At 70.4% G+C, this 21,839-nt stretch carries 1 protein-coding gene (running past one end of the window); it reads left to right on the plus strand.

The genetic code is table 11. From position 1 onward, the window contains the following. The first annotated feature begins 33 nt into the window (after nucleotides 1-33). On the plus strand, nucleotides 34-21,839 hold the 5' portion of the coding sequence (locus tag VGR06_RS39440) for a hypothetical protein (RefSeq protein WP_327564348.1). Its footprint extends 16,084 nt past the window's final position; only the first 21,806 of its 37,890 coding nucleotides appear in the window; the start codon lies at nucleotides 34-36; its stop codon lies beyond the right edge, outside the window.

Genomic DNA, 21,839 nt, shown 5'->3' on the forward strand with positions numbered 1-21,839 from the left:
GGCCCGTTGCAGCAGAAGGTGTTCGCCGCCACGATGCGACTGGCCGCCGCACTGCCCGCGCGTGGGGGCCAGCCCGATCCGGAACGGGTGCTCGAGGCGTCCGCCGCATTGGCGCGGACGCTGTATGACCTGGGCGCGCGGGCGGACGGTCTGCGTGGCTTCGCGGCCGACCTCGGGTCGCGGTTCAACCCCGACCATGCAGCCGCGGTGGCTGAGATCGCGACGCTGCTCGAGGACGTGGTGGCGACAGGCCGGGCACAGGTCACTGCGGCGCGCAGGTCGGTTTCCGAGGCGGTGGCCGCACGCCAGCGGACCGTTGACGCCTTCAAGGCTGCCAATGACGAGTTGGGTCGCTACGAGCGGCTGCTGAAGCTGGCCCGCGCCGGCAGGCCGGCGCTGACCCCCAGACGGTGGGCGAAGATCATCGCCGAGAGCCGGCTGGTGGGTCACGACCTGCCCGGGACCGTCGAGGATCTGCGGCTGCGGCTGATCGAGCTCCAGTCCGAGGAGACGCTCCAGCGGTGGGTTCACCTCGAAGGGCCCAGCCAGCGGCGGCTGCTCAGCGACTTCCAGGACCGCGCCGCCACGCTGACTCGGGCGCTCACCCGGGACGGCATCGCGGTGCGGCAGGCGCTCGACCGGCTGGCCAAGCCGATGCCCGTGCCGGTGGCGATCGACGGTCTGCGGTCGGCGCTGGCCGGTCCGGCCCCCGAGGGGCGGGGCACGAGCCACGTCGTCATCTGGGTCAGTGGCGACCCGCCGACGCCGGAGAAGTGGGAACAGCTCGAGTCGCTGGGGACCGTCCACTACCAGGGCGGGGACGGCCCCGCTCTGGCCGAGGTACTGGTCGTCTCGGACCTGCTGACGCAGGTCACGACGCTGCTCGGCAGGATCGGCGCCGAGGTGCGCGAACAGCCGGAGAGCGTGGACGCCTGGCGCGCCGTGCTCACCGCGACCATGCGGCTGGCCGCCGTGCTGGCCGCGCACGGCGGGAAGCCGGAATCGAAGACGGCCAGGACCGAGGTGCACAAGGCCGCAGCGGCCCTGCAACGGACGCTCGACCGGCTCGGCGAAACGCAGGCTCCGGAACCCCTGTCCGAGTACATCGCGACGCTGACGGTCCTTGGCCGGGCCTACGCCACGGTCGCGGTCCGGTCGGCTTCCGGCCCGCTGCCGCACGAGGCCCCCAAGGATCCCGAGCCGGACGGCATCCTCGACCCACGCGAGGACGAGATCGTCGAGCAGCGGCCGTCCGGCCCGGAGTTCGGCGAGACACTCAGGACCGCCCATGCCGAGCTGTCCCTGTTCAGCCGGCTGGTGACCGAACGGCTGTACGTCGACGCTTCGCTCAGCATGGCGGTGTGGGCCGGCGACCCCGGGACTCTTCCCGCCATCCGCGTCGAGCTGGACGTGCTGCTGGACACGCTGAACGAGATCGAGCGGCTGGCACTCGACCTGCTGATGCGCCTGGCCGGGAGCGACAATGCGGACCAGTTGCGGCTGGACTACTACCGGGACCGCGTGACCGACCTGCGCCGCGACATCGAGGCGGTGCGCGAGCAGGTGGAGCAACGGGTGCTCGACGGGCTGCCGCCCTCGGCCCGGCGCACCGATCAGGACCGGCCGCGACGCGAGCCCCAGACGGACAGCCTCACCGCGCTGCGCCGCGAGGTCGATGCCATGCTCGCGGCGGATGAGCTGTGGTCGCCCGGGTCCCCGAAGTCCCCGAAGTCCCCGATCATCGACGCGAAGCTCAACGGTGCCGCAGCCGAGCTGGCCATGATCACCCAACTGCGGTATCTCGCGGATCGATTCGGCGGTTCGGCGCGGGTCGCCCTGCTCGACACGCTGGCGGGCACGCTGGATTACCTCGAGGAGCGGACCCTCGGCCGGGTGCCCCAGTTGAACACCTTCCGCACGGAGCTGAAGTCCTACCAGCGGCAGGTTTCCCAGCTGCGCCAAGGGCTTGCGGCATGGCGGCAGGTGGTGGCAGCTGGCCCGGTGCCTTCGGTGGAGTCCGGAGAATCGGTGCCGACCTCGCGGCAGTCCGTCGCGGCGCTCCTGGACGCTCAGGCCCAGTTGCGGCCGTTCATCGACCTGCTGCGCCTCGACTATGACGTCCATTCGCGGCCGGGCGAGCGCGACCAGCTCATCGAGGACAGCGGTCTGCCCGGTGTGCTGGGCGGCAACGTCGACGAGGTGCTGCGCACGCTGGAGGATGTCGCGAACCGGGTGTTCGACGTGCTGCGGCCCATCGCCGAGGTGGAAGGTCCGTCGCTGGAGCAGCCGTACCTGGACCGGGTGCTGCACCTGCGGTCGGAGATCGCCAGGCGTCGCGACGCGCTGGAGCCGACGCTGCGCGAGTTGGCCGCGCCGAGGGTCGTGACCGGGGCGCCCTCCGACATGCGGGCGAAGTTCGCCAGGGTCATCGCCCTACGCCGGATTCCGCAGCCCCGCCGGGGCACCGCGGTGTTCATGGTCAGCGGGCCGCTGCTGGCCGAGGACAGGGAACTGCTCGACACCGAGGGGGTCGTGTTCGGCGTTCCCCGGGACACCGGCGGCCAGGTCCGGGTCGAGATTCGGATCATCCCGGACCTGGCCGCCGAGTTGACCTCGAAGCTCCAGGGCCTCCGCAACCAGATCAGCAGTCTGACCTGGTCGGTTCCGGACGATGAGCCGACCGTGCAGGAGTTCGTGCGGGAGCTGGACGAGCGGTATCAAGCCGCGCAGAAGGCCGCGGGCCGCCTGGCCGCCATCCTGGCCGAGCACCGGTGGCGGCTGGGGGACCCCGAGGTTCGGGAGCTGGTGCGCAAGCAGGCCGAGACCCTTCGGGACAACGTCATCTCCTTGGCGGAGCTGGTGCGCGGTCCGCGTCCGGAGCTGGTCAAGTCGGAGAGTTTCACGTCGGTCAGGAAATGGGTCGAGGGCGTGTTCGTGGCCGGCGTGGCGCACAGCGAGACCCTGCTCAGGGAGGAATTCACTCCGAGCCAGCAGGCCGCTGCCGTTCTGCGGGATCACCTCAGGCAGGCGCGCCGCACCCTCGAGGCCCTGTCCGGCATCACGGACGTGCCGGCGCCGCGGTGGCAACGCCAACTCGCCGAGGCACACGCCGACCTTGACAGGATTGCGGCACTGGCCGAGCGACTGGCGGACCATGCGGACGCCGACAAGCTGGTTGATTCGATGGTGGGTCGGGCGAAGCTGCTGAGCCATGAGCTCGACGAGATCCGGACCGTTGTGGTGAACAGCTACCGCGCGCTGGAAGCCGTGGACCTCGACACCAATCGCGGCAAGGCGATCGACGCCACCATGGTGCACATCGTCGCGCTCGAGGGGGTCGCGGCGGCCGTGACGGCACTGAAGAGCGCGCGCGAGGCCATACCGTACCTCCGCGACACCGATCCGTCGGTGTCGTCGGAGCCGGATCCGGCTCCGGCTCCACAGGGGAACCCGGTGGCACTGGACACCGGCATCGTCGTGACGATCACCGAGCTGCAGACCGCGATCCGGGCCGCGCTGGCCGGCATTCCCAGGAAAGACTGGGACCACGCGCACCGGCCGCTGGCGTTGCTCGATCTCACCATCACCAGGCTGAAGGCGCACCGAGCGGCGCTGAGCTGGGGCGATGCCACCGCGGCCGAGGCGGCGATGGCCGGGATGATCGCCGGGTTCGCCGAGTTGGCGCGCGAACTGGCGGTCCTGGCCTCGGTCGAGGCCCGGGCGCGAGCCAACCCCGAGGTGCGCCGGTCGGTCGTGTACCTGCTGGACAAGGTCGTGGCGGCGGGGAAGGCCGTTCTCCGGGCGGGGGAGCGGGACGCCCTGGCGAGCCTCCTCGAACACGGAATCGCGCGGTTCAACGAGGCCCTGGAAGGCGACCCGGAGACCGCGGACACGGATTTTGTGAGGTGGTGGCTCCGCCAGCCGCTGAACGCGGTGCTGGCTGGGATCGCGAATCCGGCCGCGACCAGTGCCGAGGACGTCGGTCTGGTGACCGAGCTCGCCGACTACCTCGCCGGCCGCGGCGAGGCGGCGGAGCGTGCCGTGGCGAAGCGGCGAGAAAGGATGAGCCAGGCGTCGAACGCCCAGTTGCAGGCCGTTGATTCGTTCCGGCGGGAGGCCAACGAGCTGGTCCGGTGGGCCAAGAGCAAAAGGCTGTCCGCAACGCAGCAGCAGGCCCTCGTTGACCTGATCCGGATCGCCAAGCAGGTTCGGAGCCGGCTCAAACTCCGCGGCCAGGAGATGGCCGCGAACGTGGCCTTCGCCGACGATCTGTCGAGCCTCGCCGGCCAGATCGGTGTCAATCAGACGCTCACCGAGTTCATGACCCGGGCACGACCTCCGGCGGATCCGCTGAGGCCGGATCCGCCGAAGATCGGTCACCAGTGGTCGCCGGTCGCCGTGGCGTTGGTGGGCGACCTCACCGCCGCGCAGCTGCGCCAACTCCTGAAGTTCGTACATGTCAAGGAGAACCAGGGCACCTTCTACGTGTACTTCGGGCGCAAGGAGGTCCTTGGCGCCGAACCCGACGCCGACGGCAACGTGTCACTGACGGCCCACTACCGGGTGTTCGAAAAACTGGCCGAGCGCGGGCTATCCGCCCAGGGACAGCCGTCCACGGTGGTTTCCCTCATCGAGGGTCGGGACGGCCTGTTCGTCATGCCCATCGGCGAAACGACCGACGTCGACACCACTCTCACCGGCCGGCACTACGAGCAGCTTCTCGCGGCCGTTCTGGGTCTGCCGGCCGGTGCCGAGATGCAGCAGATCAGCTGCCTCCCCCGCACGGTGTCCCAGCCCGAGGCGATGCAGCAGCGGCTGGCCGACACCCTGAAATGTGTACTGCTCACGTCGATAGTGCCGATTTTCTCGACCTGGAAGGTGACTCCCGGCCTGAACACCAATGCGGTGACCGTCGGCTGGCGTCCGGATATCAGCGAGGCGGGCTGGCTCACCGCGGGAGAGCCATTCACGCGCGAGATGCGCGTGCTCAGGCGCTTCGAGCCGTATTTCGGCTACAGCACCGTCAAGGCCACGACGTGGGCGGCGGGAGAGCTCGACATGGCGGAACTCGGCGTGAATGCCTGGTCCATCCTCTGGGGCGACGAGGATTCCCAGGCCACCCAGGCGGGGCCGGCGTCCCCGGAGCTGCCGTCCGCGGAGGCCGGTGGCGATCCGGAGTGGACGGCCGATGACGACACACTCGTCGACGAGCCGGTCGGCCGGTGGGACCTCGTCGAGACCGAGCTGTACCGCATTCGTCAGGTGGCGGACCTGGCGGATTCGTTCCTGCTCCATCGGAAGCGGGGCGTGCGGATCGGGTTGATTATCGACAGTCACTTCTACGGCGGGGTGCTCGAGACGCGTCCGGGGCAGTTGCTGGCTCGTCTGGACGAGATCGAGCGGTGGTTGGGCGACGGCGCGCAGGCCGGCGTCCGCGACCGGGTGGCGGGGCTGCGCAGGAGGATCAACGACCACGCCGGGGGCGCCGCGCTGCAGGACGTGCTGACGATGCTGAGCGGACCGCTGGAGTTCACGGTCCCGGCGAACAAGGATCTGTGGTCGACGATGAGCGGGCTGGCTCCCCGCGCCCGCCGCACCCGTGGCGCCCTCGTCTTCCACATCGCCGGCCGTCGGGTGAATCCGACGGATCTGGAGCGTCTTTCGAAGCTGGGAGCCATTGTCAGGGGCACCGAGAACGTACCGGACGACGATTCCGTCCGGGTCAGGGTCGAGTTCCTCCCGGAGCCGTACCTGACGTTGCTGGACGATTTCGCGCCGCTTCGACTCCGCGCTCTGCAATCGACGGACGATTTCTGGCGGTCGGGTTCCATCGACCTGAGGCCGCTGCGCGATGTGCTTCCCGACGTGACGGACGCGGCAGCGGAACTGGACCGCGTTCTGGCCAACCACGGTACGGATCAGGCGCAGGTGCGCGAGATCGCCACGGATCTGCTGGGCAAGGCGACCAGGCTGGCGGATGAGGTATCGGCACTGCGTGCCAGGAACGACGGTTCCCTCGATGAGTACGTGCTGGTGGCTGACCGGGTCGCCCGGGATGGGACGGCCTATGCCAGGTCCGCGCTCATCTCGGCTCGCGGCGAGTTCGCCCCGGCGTTCCGCGACGCCTACGACAAGTTGGATGCCATCGAGCGGCTGGTGACCCTGGCGGACGACCTCGCCGCCGTGGAGGCCGACGACCGCCCGGCCCTGGCCGACGAGGACAAGGACAACTTCAAGGTGAGCCTGCTCGCCGCGAGCGGTCTGCTGGGCGCACGGCCGGCCGAGGACATCGCCGGGCTGGAGGCCGTCCTGACCGAGGTCGAACGGGAGATACGCGAGCGGTTGGCGGACGTGGCCAGGCCGGTGGACGAGACGTTGGGGAAGGCCGTACAGCGGTACGTTGCCGGCCTGCGTTCGCGGATTGCCGGCGGCCGCGAGTGGCTGACGTCGACCCTCGATCTACTGCAGGAGCCGACGGTGTCCATGACCGTGGAGCACCCGGACAAGTTGCGGATGGTGGTCGCCACGGTGGTTCGTCCGCGTCCGGACGCGGACCGCGGCGTGATCTTCAGGCTCCGCGGACACCCGGGGCGGGCGAACCTGGAATGGCTGATGCGGCAGGGGATCGTCCTCATCGAGGACCGTCGGGCCCGGAACCAGGTCGAGGTCGAAGTCAAGTTCGTGCCGGCCGTGCACAGGGTGTTGCGGACGGAGCTCGACGAGCTCGGGACCGCCGTCAACCGGCTGCTGGCCTCGACACCAGATCATGAGCCCACGACGGCACTGGCCGGCCGGGTGCGCGCGATGGCGCAGGCGGCGGACCGGCTGACCGACGTTCTCGCCGGGCACGGGGGGAACCTGGTCTCCCGGGCCGCGCGCGACGAGGTGCGCGCGGCGGCCATGGCCCTGCGGCGAGAGCAGGACCGACTCCAGGCGCAGGCGGCGCGGCTGGAGGTGGAGGCGGGCCTCGATGCCGGACCGGCCGACCTGGCTCGCGTCGTGAAGCTGACCAGGCTGGTGGCGCAGCTGGGCCAGGCCCGCGTCGCGGCCGTGCTCGGGCTGGTTTCCGGTGCGGAGCCGGCCCCCAGGGCGATCGCCGACGGGCTCAGCGCCGCCTACGGCACGTTGCACCGCATCGAGCGGCTGCTGACGCTCGCGAACGAGACCGATCCGGACGGGACGCGGTTGCTCACCAGCGGTCTGGCCGGCGCGGACCTTGGCCGGGATGTCGTGGGGCTGCGGGCCTTGCTGGACCAGGCCAGGAAGGAGACGCTCGAGTGGTTCGGGCACGTCGCCGGGCCGGAGCACGCGTCGCTGGCGGCCGCCTACGAGGCGTACGTCGCCGGGGTGCGCAGCAGGATCGACGCCGGCGGCGAGGCGGTCGAGCGGATGCTGACCAGGCTGCGGCGGCCGATCCCGGTGATCCTGGCGGCGGGCGAGGTGCGGTCGGCGTTGGCCGGGGTCGTTGCGCCGGAGCCGGGCGAGCGTCACGGTCTCGTCTTCGAGGTCAGCGGCAAGCCGACCGGGGCGGACCTGGAGCGGCTGGGGGAGCTGGGGGGCATCGTCCACGTTTCCCGCGACGATCTTGCCGATGGTCGCCTCCGGATCGTGGTCCGGTCCGTTCCGGACCCGTGGACGCACGCGATGGAGCAGCTCAACGAGCTCGGTGCCCGGCTCGACGAGCTGGCGACGACGACCCGGTTCCAGGAACTCGTGCCGACGCTGCGCGAGCGGCAGCAAGCGGCGTTCGACGCGCTGATGAAGCTGGCCGCCCGGCTGGCCGCGCATGCCGGGCAGCCGGACTGGGTACAGGAACAGGTGCGTGCGGCCGCCCACACTCTCGAGGATGAGCTGGACGAGCTGAGCGAAGGCGCTGACCAGCTCCGGGCAGACGTCGCCAGCCTTGATGCGGCGGCCGAGGTCGCGGCGCTCCTGGATGAGGTGGTGGCGGCCGGCCGGGCCCACCTCGCCTCGGCGGCCGGGCCGATTCTCGCCGCGCACAAGGTGAACGAGCGGTCCGTCGGGAAGGTCAACGCTGCCTACGCCGAGTTGGGCCGGATCGGCGAACTGCTGCGCTTGGTGAAGGAGGGCGACAACGCCACCGAGGCCGAGTGGGCGCGCTTGCAGGCCAACAGCTACCTGGTCGGCGCGCCGCTGCCGGAGACCGTCCCGGCGCTGCGGACGAGACTGGCCGAGCTCGAATTCGAATCGCTCGAGCTGACGTTGCCGATGGCGTGGGAGGGGTGGGGACAGAACAGGAGCGGCGCCCACGCGTACTACCTGGCCGAGCTGCGTTCCGACATCGAAGAGCTCGCCGGGCCACTCCGGCGGACGCTCGCCAGTTCCAGGCTGCACAAGAACCTGTCCGTGACCGTGCGTGCGGATCGCCTGTGGCGGGTCTGGACCCCCCGCGACGGCTCGACGGGAGAGGCGGCGGCGCTCGCCGGCATCGTTTCCGACTCGCGTTCGGCCCCGCCCGGTGGCGGGTTCGTCTTCCGGGTCTGGGGCCGGCCGAAGCAGCAGGACCTGGCTCCGCTGCGGCGGCACGGGGCCGTCGTGCTCGCCGGCCCGGTACCGGATCTGGACCCCGATCACGTACGGGTCGAGATCGGGGTCATCCGGGACGTGGTCAAGTACGGGACGGAGAAGCTCGGCGCGCTCGGCGCCATCGTCGAGCGCCTGCGTCGTAAGAATCCGGCGGATCAGGTCCTGGCGGACCTCGGCGCACGGCAGCAAGCGGTGTTCAACGCGCTGATGACGCTGGCCGCCGTCCTGGCCGCGCACGGCGGGAAGCCGGCGACGGCCCGAGCCCGGGCGGAGGTGCACGCGGCCGCCGGCGCGCTCGAACGCGCGCACCGCGAGCTGACCACGCAGACAGCCCGGCTGCGCCCGGCCGACGACGCGCTCCGCGGCGCGCAGCCCGCGCCGAGCGCGCGGGCGCGCCAGCTGCGCAGGGCTGCCCGCCGGGACAGCTTGGCCTCCTCCGCGACCCGCGCGATGGGCGCGTTCCGTACTTTCACGGCCACCTCGGGGAACACGACCCTGGCCGGGCGACCCGAGGTGACCGAGCTGCTGACGCTGGCCGACGACGTGGAAACGCTGGCGCAGGCGTACGTCGCGGCCGCGCGGGTGTCCGCCTCCGACCCGGTGTTTCCGGTGGCCTCCGAGCTGCCCGACGTCCAGGCGGTGAGCGAGTTCGATACCGCTCCGGAGCCGTGGAAGGGGCCGTCGGCCCCCGCGTTCACCGGGGAGGTCGAACGCGCCAATGCCGAGCTCGCGGCCGTCGCCGACCTGGTGCGGTCGCTCGAGGACCGGTTCGCCGGTGTGGTGGACGCCGGTGATGATCAGAGGTTGGTCACCGCCGGCGTCCTGGTCGACGTGCTGCTGGACACCCTGACCGAGGTGCGGCGGAGCGCTCTCGACCGGCTGGCGCCGCTCGCCGGGGGGACCGACCTGGACCAGCTGAGGCTGGACCACTACGCGGGGCGCGTGGCGGAGCTGCGGGCGCCGCTGGAGGCCGTCCGCACCACGCTGGCGGACAAGCTCGCCACGTCGACCGGGCCGGACCGGTCGGCGGATGCGGTGCTCGCTCGTGCCGATGCCGAGCTGGCGGCGGTCACCAACCTGGTGAACCACGTCATCGGGCGGGGTGAGCGCAGGGTGGCCGCCGTCGTGCTCGAGGTGCTGTCGCGCCCGCGCGCGCAGCAGCAGCCGGACACCCTCGAGGATCTCCAGGAGCGAACGCTGGGCCGCCTCGAACACCCGGTTCCCGCGGGGGATCAGCCGAAGCTGGACTCCTACCGGGAGCGCGTTGCCGGCATGCGCCGGGAACTGGAGGCGCGGCTCGCCGGTGTGGAGTCCGCGGCGAGGTCCGCGAGTTCGGCGTGGGGAATGCCGCAGTCCGGCAAGGCGCTCGCGGATGCTCGCGCTCAGCTGTGGCCGATCGTCAAGTTGCTGAAGGTCGCGGCGAGCGTGCGCGGGCCGGGCCTGCTCATCGCCCCCGAGTTGATCCGCACCAGCCGGTTGTGGGGTCTGCCGCTGGGGCGAGACGTCGGGGAGTTGCGTCTCGCACTGACGAACCTCGCGGCCCGGACGATCGACGTGCTGCGGTCCATCGACGAGGCGGAAGGCTCGTCCACGGTGCAGGACTACCTGGATCACATCGCCGCACTGCAGGCGGAGATCAACCGCAGGAATGGCGCCCTGAACCGGATTCTTCGCAAGCTGGCCAGGCCGATGGTCGTGGTCGGCCCGCCGGAGGCACTGCTGGCTGCGCTTCCGCCGGCGACGCCGTGGCATCCGGTGCGGCGCCAGGGTCTCATCGTGTTCGAGGTCGGCGGCCCGATCGACGCCGCGCAGCTGCGGACGCTCCAGACGCGGGGGACCGTCGTCCGGGTTCCCGCGCACCCGCTCTTCCCGAGTCGCACCCGGATCGCGGCGCGGTTCGTTCCCGACCTGGCCCGCGAGCTGGCGCGAAAACAACAGGCGCTCGGCGAGCACCTCGCCACGATGAAGGTCTGGTTGCCGCGCGCGCTGACCAGCCGGGTGGCGTACCTGGAATACCAGTACCGGCTTGTCACGAATGCGGCGACGGAGCTGACCGACACTCTGGGGGATTCCGCCTGGCGGCTGGACAATCCTGAGGTTGAGGAGTTGGCGCGCGCGGACGCCGAGTGGCTGAAGACGTCGCAGAACACCCTGAACGGTCTGGTGAACGCGCTGTTCGGGTCGCGTCCCGCCTACCGGTTGGTCCGGCAGCTTCGGGCACTCAACCACGAGGTGAGCGTGTTGACCACGGCCCACTACCAGGCCGTGACCGATCCAGCGCCCAGCGAGGACAGCCGTGTCCTGCTGAGCGGTCGCCTCAAGCAGGCTCGGCGCGGCTACGAAATTCTGCGGGTCAGCACCATCGCCATGGAGGGGCCAGGGCAACCGCCGTGGCTGGCTGAGCTGGGGAAGGCGGACGGACACCTCGTCGAGATCGAGGCGCTGCACCAGGAGCTGGCCTCGGATGGTTTCGACCCGGCCCGCTTCGCCGGGTTGGCCCAGCAGATGGCACAGCACGCGAATCGGTTGGGCCAGGTGCTCGACCCGATCCGGAACGACGTCTGGGCTCGGCACCTCGAGATGCTCAACCCGATGAAGCCTGGCCCGGCTCCCGCGAGCCACGCCACGTGGATCGATCTCGTTCCGGATCACCTCGCCGCGCTCGACATGGTCCGGGACGCGGTACGGACGCTGGAAGAGGAGTCGCGCTCCGGATCGGACCGGAACCGCAACCGGCACACGGGTCGGGTGCCTCCCGTGGCGGGGTTGTGGGAGCAGCGGGACGAGCTGGCCATGGCGCCGCCGCCGGTGCCGGCGGATCTCGCCGAGGACCCGGTGGCGGTGCGGGTCGGTGCTGCCCTGGTCGCGGCGCTGGACAGGCTGGACGCCGCGCTCGGAGCCGTTTCCCCGGATCTGCCGGGCGACGCCGGCCATCCGGTCAAGATCATCAAGTCCACCGCCGCGAGCATCCGGCAGCGGTGGCGGACGGTGGACGCGTCGCTGGGCGAGGACGCCAGCGACGTCAGGTCGGCGATGTACGAGCTGCTCGCCGAGGCCGACCGGTTGGCGCTCGACGTGGCGGTGTTGGCGGGACTCGCCGCCCGGACGCGGTCCGGGCCGGGCACGGGCGGCCTGGCGTCGTCGCTGGACCGGGTCGTGCAGGCTGGGGTACTCGTCGTCGACGCGGGGCGGCGCAGCGCCGCGGCGATGGTCCTCGATTTCGGGATCGCGCAGTTCGATGAGGTGCTGCTGACCGACCCGATGGGTACGAGCACCGAGTTTCGGCTTTGGTGGCAGGGCAAGCCGCTGGACGGCGTACCGGACCTGGTTTCGGAGTTGTCGTCGACCGGTGCCGACGACGCCGCCATGGTTGCCTCCCTGGCCTCCTACGTCGGTGGCGCGCGGGACCAACGCCAGGTTGCCGAGCAGCTGCGACGCACGATGGAGACCGATGCGGCGACCTGGTCGTCGGCCGCCAGCGCACTCGACCGCATGGCCGGCGAGCTTCGCCAGTGGACCATGCGCGACCTGCTGTCCGAAGCGTCGCGGGAGGCCATCGCCTCGCTGAGCGACGGGAATTGGCGGTCGGCCGCCACCTCGCTCGGCCGCGTTGTCACCGAACTTCACCGCCTGGCCAGGCCGGAGGAGACGTCCGGAGCGTCGCGGGAGGCCAATGCCTGGCTGAGCAACGAGGAATGGTTGCCGGTGGCCAGGTCACTCGACAGCATGCTGGGCGAGCTCAGGCGGTTGGCCGAGTCGGCTACGTCGCGCGAAGCGGCGCGGGAGGGCGTGGACCGCATGGTCGGCGAACTTCGCCAGTGGGCCAGGCCGCCCGCGCTGTCCCGAGCGACGCGGCGGGCCTTCGACACCCTGATCGACCTCGTCGAGCGCGTCCAGGCGCGGATCGAGCTGCGCGGGCAGGAGATGGTGGCGAACGCGGCCTTCGCCGGCGAAGTGCTGGCGGCTGGGGAGAGCATGGGTGTCCGCACCGGGGAGACGCTGCGCGAGTTCGTGACCAGGGCCAAGGGGCAGCCGGAGCCGCTGACGATCGGGTACCGGTGGTCGCCGGTGGCCGTGGCGTGGGCGGGTTATCTCTCTCCGGAGCAGGTGTCCTCGCTCATGCGGTGGGTGCACGTGATCGACAACCGCAACCACACGGTCGAGATCGAGGGCGTGCCGGTCGAGGTCAATGGCGGTTTCAACGTCTATTTCGGACCCAAGGAGATCAACGGCCGGCCCGCGAAGCACTACCAGGCGTTCAAGCTGCTGTCCGAGCGCCGGCTGCAGCGGGTGATCCGGTCGGGGGTGCCGGAGTACACCGTGATGCTTGTACAGCACGGTAGGGACGGCCTGTTCCCCGTGCCGGACAGTGACCCCGGGGACACCGAGCCCACGGTGGACGTCGACGAGCTCACCTACCTGCAGTCCATACAGCTGACCCGGGCCATTTCGCGACTTCCGATCTACGAGGTGCAGGAGCTGGTCAGCTGCTTCACCCGCGACGTGCCCCATCCGATGGTGGCGCTGCAGCGTTGGGCCTCCTACACGAGCGGGCTGACCACCACGGTCGAGCCGGTCTCGTCCATCTGGACGACGATCCCCGGCACGGACGGGACACGGGTGCGCGTTCGCTGGTATCCGGGCGTGACCGGTTCGGGTCGGCTGACGGTCGGCCCGCTGCGGCTCGAACGGAACCCGCTGAGGCACTTCGAGCGGGATCTGCGGGTCGCCCCCGTGCCCAGTACGTCGTGGGCCGCCGGAATGCTGGCGAAGGAGCTCAAGGAGGGCGACGAGGTCCTGGAATGGGGGCGCGACCCCAATCCGATGATCGACGAACTGGGCGGCGAGCTCGACGTCGAGGACGCGCTGCATCGTCTTCGCCTCCTGGCGGACCTGGCGCGGGACTACGACAAGGAACCGGACGGGGCGAAGCGGACGGCGCTGGTCGCCAGGAGTGGTCTGCTCGGTGCGCTACCGGCAACGACGACACAGCAGCAGCTGGTTGACCTGCTGGACGCGATCGAGCTGTGGCGGGGTGACAACGCGTCGCGCGATCTCCTCGCCCGCGTGGACTCGCTGCGGACGCGGTTTGCCGGCCTCACCAGCCTGCCGCAGGTGCTGGCCGAGTTGGCCCCGCCGCTGCGGAGCCTGACCATCGACGCCGGTGAGATCCCGGCCCGGGTGCTTCGCGAAATTCTTCCCTGGCACCGTTCGCTGCTGAGCGGAAGCACCATGTTGATTCGGAGCGGTGTTCCTGTCTCCTCGCTCGGAGACCCCGTCGACGGTCCGCTCGTCATGAGAATCGAGATCGTTCCGGACGCGGTCAAGAAACTCAAGGAGAAGTCTGAAGCGCTCATTAGTCGTATCCAGGGGCTGGGTCCGGGCTTTCCATTCCTTGATGCGCTGGAGGAATCGCTTCGACTAATGGCGACCGAAGCGGAGCGGTACGCCGGTGTGTTGTCGCAGCGCCGTGGGAAGAGGGCATCCCATGAGGAGTTGGGGCACATGTGGCATGCGCGCGAAGCATTCGCCGCGCGGCTCCAGCCAGTGCGGGAGAACTCTTCGGCCCTGCGATTCCATTCTCGCACCCACCCGGCCCCGGGAATGGTGGAAGAACTTGTTGGACAGGTCGGGGAATTGATCGAGCTGGCGGGAACCTACTACGCACAGTCCTCGATCCAAGGGTTCTTGAGGATGTCCGCCGCCGATTTCGAACAAGCTTATCGCGATTTGCGCACTATTGAGCGCCTGCTGGACGTGGCGCCTGAGTTCGCGCGGGCCGAGACCGAGTCGGCCAAGAAAGAGGTGCTGGCCGGCAGCGGTTTGCTGGGCGCGAAACTGCTTGTCGGTGTCGACAATGCCGATGATCTGGCGAATGTGCTGGATCGGCTCGAATCGGAGACGCTTCGGCTGACTGGCCGCGGTGCCGCTTCGGTGGATCCGTCGTTGGTAGCGGCCTTCCGGACCTACGTCGAACAACTGCGATCGAGGATCGACGACGCCACGGAGGTCACCGACGACAGCAGCAGTGAGGACAGCAGCAGTGCGGCGGGCACCAGTGCGGCCGGCAACAGCCGAGTTGTGAACCTGACTCTTGCCGCCCTGAATGAGCCGATCGTGGTGACCGCGGCGCCGGATGACCTGATGTCGGAGCTTGCCGGGGTGATTCCGGAACCGGGCGAGGAGGCCGCTCTCGTTCTCGAGACGAGCGGTGACGAGCTGAGCTGGGACCTGCGTGAACAGCTGTCGTGGTTGGGGGCCGTCCGTGACGTCCAGGATGCCGATCAGGTGGAGCCTGGTCAGATCCGGGTGCGTGTGCGGTCCATCGTGGCTCCGGTCGGTGAATTCTATGAACGGCTCCATTCGCTCGCCGACAGCGTTGAGAGCCTGCGCCGTGGGATACCCGACCATCCCGCGGTGGCGGCATTGGCGGATCGGCGTCTCGCGGTGTTCCGGGCGATGGAGCGGCTGTTCGATCTGCAGACCCTGCATGGTAAGAAGCCGGCTTCGCGGCAGGCCCGGGACGAGGTGCGCGGAGCCGTCGAGGCGCTGGGGCGCACGCTGGTGGCGTTGCGCGAGGCGTCGACCGGGTTGAGCCAGGCTCTTCTCACGACCAGCGACGGCTTCGACGCGGCGTCCAGGACCGTGGCGATGGCCGAGGAAACGGCGATGGTGGGCGATGCCTACGTCGCGTTCCAGCACCGGTTCCTTTCCGATGGGCAGCCGGTGGGTGGGAATGTCGTTTCCGCCTTTGGGCCCGCCTATCGTGAACTGGGCCGTATTCGGCATCTTCTGACGGTGGCGCGGCAGGTCGGCGCGCTCGGGGCGGACCGGGCGAGGTTGCTGCTCGGCAGCGAGTTGTTCCAGGCGTGGTTGCCCGGCAATGGCACGGAACTGCGGCGGATGTTGACCGGGGTGGAACAGACCACGCTTTATCGGTCGGGTATGGCCGGATCGGTGGATCCGTCGTTGGTGGCGGCCTTCCAGGCTGACGTCGCCCAACTGCGTGCGGAGATCGACGCCAGCACAGGTGCGGTGACGGATGTGCTCGCCCGGTTGCGGCGGTCTTTCGCGGTGCCGGTGCCGCCGGGGGGCGTGCGGTCGGTGTTCGCGGGGCTGAACCGGCCTCGCGACGGCGCCGGTTTCGTTTTCGAGGTCCGCCGGGGCGAACTGAGCCCGGAGGATGTGAAGTTCCTCGAAGGATACGGGAAAGTCCTGTTCGCCGACGATCCGGCTTTCGGTCCGGGTCAGGTGGTGGTTCGGTTCGTTCCGGCTCCGGTCGCGCTCGGGGCGAAGCGGCTCGATCAGCTCGGCGCTCGCCTGGGCGAACTCACCGCGCGCCTCGGTGCCCATGGCGGGGACCTGGCGACCGTGCTGGGCAAGCGGCAGTGGTGGGCGTTCGACGCGATGATGAAGCTGGCTTCGTCCCGCGGGACGCCGGCGCAGCGGCGCGACGCCGTCAATGACCTGCGGGCCGCACTGAATGGGCTGCGGACCGCGACGAACCACTTGCGGGTGCCTCCCACCGAGTTCAGGACGCGTTTCGGTGTGGAGCCGGCCGAGGTGGTCGGTGAGGTCCTGGCGCTGGTCGACGACGCGGCGGTGGCGGGCTGGGCTCTCATCGCGTCGGTGACCCAACCGGGAGAGCACGCCGGTGTCGGGCTTGGGGCCGTCCAGGCGGAGTTGAACCGCATTCACCGGCTGCTGGAGCTGGCGGAGGCGGGCGATGGGGAACAGGCGCGGAGTCGCCTGCTCGGCGCGCAGTTGCCGGGGACGCTCAACGGGCTGCGCCGCAGGCTGGACAAGCTCAGGAAGGCGATGCCCGCGCTGTTCATGTCCAGGTTCGGCGAACCTGTGCCGCGGCGGGATGCCCGCCATGCCCAGGTCACGGAGCGTGTGGGCGTTTTCCAGGATGCGGTCGACGGACTGCGCAGGAGGATCGACGCCGCGCCCGAGGCGGTGGCGCGGGCGCTCGCGGAGGTCGGGTCGGTCAGGTCGCTGTCGGTGACGGTGTCGCCGGACGATCTGTCGGCGATCGCCGAGGTGGTGTCGGAGGGGCAGCCGGTGCGGCCCGGGAGCGGCTGGGTGTTCAGGGTCGGTGGCGGCCCGCTGGACGAGACCGTCCGGGCGCAGTTGGAGCGGCTGGGGGCGGTCGTCGACGCCGCAGCCCACGATGGTCTGCCCGGCGACCGCGTCCATGCCGAAATCGAGCTCGTCGCGGGCGTGGCCGAGCGCGGCACCGAGAAGCTCAACCAACTCGGCGCGGGCATCGCCCGCCTGCTGGCCACGTCGTCCGAGCCCGCTGTGCGGGTGCTGGCCGGGTCGCACCAGGCGGTGTTCACCTCGGTGATGAGGCTGGCCGCGGAGCTGGCCGAGCACGACGGCGGACCGGGCTCGGAGCGTTCCAGCGCACGGGTGCGTAAGGCGGCCGGCGATCTGGAACACCGGCTCCGTGAACTCCGTGAAATTCACGAATCGGCGAGCTGGTTGCGGGAGATCCGGAAGAGCGGCATCAGCGGTCCCGGGTTGGATCGGGTGCTGGAGCTGGTCGGCCAGGTGGTGACGCTGGGGCAGGCCCAGGTCGCCGCCGCGCGCGAGTCGGCTGCCGAGCAGCCGTGGGACGAGCCGTCGAACGCGGAGTTCACGTCGGCGTCGGAGCGGGCACGGCCCGAGTTGGCGGCCGGTTCCGGTTTCGTGCGGCTTGTGGATCTGTTCGTGCGGGCACCGAGCTCCGGCGATGTTCGGGGGATGATCGCTGCCGGCGTCGTGGTCGATGTCGCGCTGAAGGTGCTGGGTGAGGTCAGGCAGCGGACCCTCGGCCCGATGGTGCCGCTGGTCGGGAGGAACAGGCGCAACCAGCTGGAGCTGGATTACAGCATGGACCGTGTCGCCAAGCTGCGGCAGAAGCTGGAAGCCCACGGCGCGAGGCTGACGGAGAAGCTGGCGAGGTCGTCCAGGCTGGACCAGCCGGTGGACGAGGTGCTTGGGCGTGCCGATGCCGAGCTGGCGGGGGTCGCGCAGTTGCTGAGCATCGCGGATGTGGTCGGCAGCCGGCCGGCCGGCGTCGTGCTGCGGGAGTTGTCGGGCACGCTCGCGGAGATCGAACAGTGGACGGAGGGCCGCCTGGCCGGCTTTGCGTTGCCAGTCACCGAGCAGGAGCGCCGGGAGCGGTCGAGGCTCGAGAACGCCTACCGGGAACGCGTATCGGAGCTGAGCCAGAAGCTGGCGACGCGGTCCGCCGGTGCACTTCCCGCCGGGACCGAAGCGACGTCGGTGCCATCCGTCCCGGCGCCGGCGAGCGAGCGCCCCCACCAGGCGGACCTGGCCGACTCGGCCGAGGATCTGGTGATGCGAAGCCATGATGGGCTCGCCCAACTGCTGACTGAGCTCGACTCCGCGGTCCAGACGGCCAGGTCCATCGATGGTGACCGGCTTCTCGGTGCCGGCCAGACGGTGGAGCTGATCGGTGTCCTCACCATGAAGCTGCGGCAGGGGTTGTGGGTTCCGGGCTCGCCGCCGCGCGATGCGCTGATCTCCGGACTCGACGAGTTGGGGACCGCGGTGGGTGTGCTCGCCGAGCACCTCGAGCGGCGTGATCTTGGGTTCGGTCAGCAGGTTCGGGAACCGCTGCGCGCCGTCGTGGCGGCGGGGACGGACGTGGTCAAGGCGGGACAGACGGTCGTCCTGGAGTCGCTGCTCGATGCCGGGGTCCAGCGGTTCGGTCGGACGCTGCGCCGCCAGCACGAAGGTTCGCCCGAGTTCCTCGAGTTCATGCGGTGGTGGCGGGTGGGACCGCTCGACGCGGCGCGGGAACTGGTTTCGACGCTGGTCCCCACCAGAGCCGGCGACATCGAGTTGGTCGCTCAGTTGGCCGCATACCTCAGATACCCGACGCCGGAGGCATACGCGGCCCTGATGGTCCGGCCCGCCGCCATGTTGGAGGTGTCCGCTTCCTGGCTGTCGGCCGCTCGGTCGCTCGAGGCGACGGTCGAGCTGCTGCGTTCCAGGGCCGGGGAGGCGGGGCTGACCGGTGCGGTGCGCAAGGCCGCCGACGAGCTGATCGCGGACATCGCGCGTGTTCAGCGGCAGGTTCAGTTCGTCGCCGACGACATGGCCGCGGGTGCGGGCTTCGTCCGCAGTCTGCTGGAGGTCGCCACAACGGTCGGTGTGGGTAACCTGACCACCCTCGGCTCGCTGGTGGCCAAGGCCGCAAAGGCGGAGGGAGCGCCGGAGATTGGCCATCGGTGGTCGTCGGTGGCGGAGATGCTGGCGGGTGATCTTAGCGAGAGCGTGCTGGAGGAGCTGCTCAGCCAGGTGAACCGGGAGGGCCCCGGGCGCAAGATCAAGGTCGTCAGCCACAACCGGGACGGCGTCCAGGGCGGCTACGGCGTCTATCTCGGGGAGACGCGGGAGCAGGAGAAGGCGTTCGACGCGCTGGTCGCACGGCAGTTGGTGCCGGCGAACGCGGTCCTGGTCCTGGTGCCCGGCGCGAACGGTTGGCCGCGGTTCGGGGGCCGGCAGCGCACGCTTCGCCAGCTCCGGCAGTTCCTCCTGAAGTTGCCGGGCTTTCCGGCGGACGCCGAGATCCACCTGGTCAGCTGCGTCTCGGACAAGGTGACCCCGCTGGGTGCGCTGATCCGGCATGCCGCCTACTCATGGCGGGTCCCGGTGGCCGGGTCCACCGTGGCGCTGTACCTGGTGCCGTTGAAGCAGTCCGGCACGGAGCCGGACCTGGTGAGTGTGGTTCCGCATTCTGTTGAGTTGCGGTTCACATCGGACGGCAAACTCAAGCCGGAATCGGTGCCGCCGGTGGGCGAGCCGGTGGTCCAACGGGCGGAGCCGGACCTGAGCACGGATACCGTTGAGCGGTGGTCGGCCGTCGGCCCCCTGCTGGCCGAGGTACTGGCCGCGAGCACCGTACCGATCACGGAACCGCTCACCGCCATCCACATGGGCGACGACCCGCAACACGCCACCGCGTCCACGGTGGGCACCAATCCGGTCATCGGTGATCTGGGCGGCAAGCGCCACGACGAGACCGAGCTGCGTCGTCTTCGCCTCCTGGCGGACCTGACGCGGGACTACCAACAGGAGCCGGATCCGGCGAAGCGGACGGCGCTGGTCGCCGCGAGCGGTTTGCTTGGTGCGGTGCCGGAAACGACGACGGACGAGGTGCTGGGTCTGCTGGACGCGATCGAGCGGCGGCGGGGTGACAACCCGCCGCGTGGCTTCCAGTCGCGTGTGCGGTCGCTGAGGGAGCGGTTGACCGGCCGGTCCGCGCTGCCGCAGGTGCTGGCCGAGCTGCGCGGACCGCTGGACATCGACATCCCGGCCGGGGCCGACCCGGCGCAGGTGCTCGGCCGCACCGTTCCCAAGCACCACTCGCTGACCACGGGCAGCGCCCTGATGTTCCGGGTCGGGCAACCGGGAGACGGCGGGGCGATGCTGACGCCCCACGGGACCGTGGACACGATTCCCGATGATCGCGCCGACCGGCCCCGCCGCGCGAGAATCGAGGTCGTTCCGGACGTTGTGGCCAAGCTCAGGGCGGAGTCCGGCCAGTTCGGCGATTCCCTGGACACGCTGCTTGCGGAAGCACCGGACGCCTATTCCGCTGTGCAGCTGAAGAGCTTGCTTGACCGGATGGCGACCCAGGCGGAGCGGCTGGCCGATGATCTGGCGCGCCACCGTGAGCAGCGGATCTCCGCAGCGGATGCGGCGCGCCTGCACGAGATCACCACGGTGCTCGAGGAACGGGCGCGGGACCTGCACAACGGTGCACGGAACCTGCTTGCCGGCGATCCGCTCGGAAGCGCGGCCGCACGGCTGGCCGAGGAAATGGTCGCGACGGCTTATGCCTATGCATCGTCTTCGCGTGCCGAGCTCGGGAGGATGTCGGCCGCCGAGCTCGGCGACGCGTATCTCCGCCTGGAGACCATTGAGCGGCTGATGGAGGTGGCGAACTCCGCGAAGGCCGAGACCGAGGCGATGCGGAAGCAGCTACTGCACGCGAGCGGTTTGTGGGGCGCGAAGATGCTCAGCGGCATCAACAGCCACGTCGAGTTGGCCGGTGCGCTGAACGGGCTCCAGCAGGAGGTGGATCGGCGGGCGGGCAGCGGGTCCGTGGACAGGTCGTTGCTGGTGGCCTTCCGGGACACCGTCACCGAACTGCAGCAGAACATCGCCCGTGACGGCGCCGCCCTGGATCTGGCGCTCGCCGCGCTGAACGAGCCGATGGTGGTGACCGGGAAGCCCGATGCGGTTTTGGTGGCACTTGGCAGGCTGCTTCCGGGACCGGGTGCGGAGGCCGCTCTCCTTCTCGAGGTGAGCGGTGCCGAGTTGAGCCTGGAGCAGCGGCGGCGGCTGAAGCGGCTGGGAGCCGTCCGGGACGTCCCGACCACCGGTCAGCTCGCGCCCGGTGAGATCCGGGTCCACGTGGAGATCGCGGCACCGTTGGCTGCCTTCCAGGGCCAGCTCGACTCGCTCCGCCTGCACCTCGAGACACTCAGCGATCCGGCGCCCGGCCATCGCGCCGTGGCCGCCCTGGCGACCGCGCGGCTCGCGGTGTTCCAGGCGCTGGAGCGCGTGCTCGAGTTGCGGACCGTGCACGGTGGGCAGCCGGTCTCGCCGCGGGCTCGGGACGAGGTGCGCGAGGCCGTCGAGGCGTTGGGGCGCCAGCTGGCCGGGTTGCGTGCGGCGTCGGCTGGGTTGCACCGGGCCCTGCTCACGACCAGGGCCACCGCCGGCGCCACCGCGGCGTACGCGGCCGTGGCGCTGGCGGGGGAAGTGGTGACGCTGGGTGAAGCCCAGGTGGCGTCGGTGCTCCGGTTGATCTCCGATGGGGAGGCGGGGCCCGGGGATGTCGCCACCGAGTTCGAGCGTGCGTTCGGCGAGCTGGATCGCGTACAGCAACTGGTGACGCTGGCGAGTCAGGTCGGAACGGCCGGGGCGGACCGGGCGCGGGCGCTCGTCGGCAGTGGGCTGTTCCAGGAATCGCTACCCGGCAACGACACGGAGTTGCGGCAGTGGTTGACCGGGCTGGAGCGGGACACGCTCCACCGGTTGGGGCGGGCGGGGCCGGTGGATCCGTCGCTGGTGGCGGCGTTCCAGGCGGAGGTCGCCGGCCTGGGTGCGGCGATCACGGCCGGCACCGGTGCGGTGGCGGATGTGCTTGCCTGGCTGCGGCAACCCCTCTCGGTGCGGGTGGAGCAGGACGAAACCGTGCGGTCGGTGCTGGCCGGGTTGACCCGGCCGCGCGGCGGTGGCGGCTTCGTGCTCGAGGTTCATGGTGG

It is taken from the genome of Actinophytocola sp. (assembly GCF_036002505.1).
GTDB lineage: Bacteria > Actinomycetota > Actinomycetes > Mycobacteriales > Pseudonocardiaceae > DASYTH01.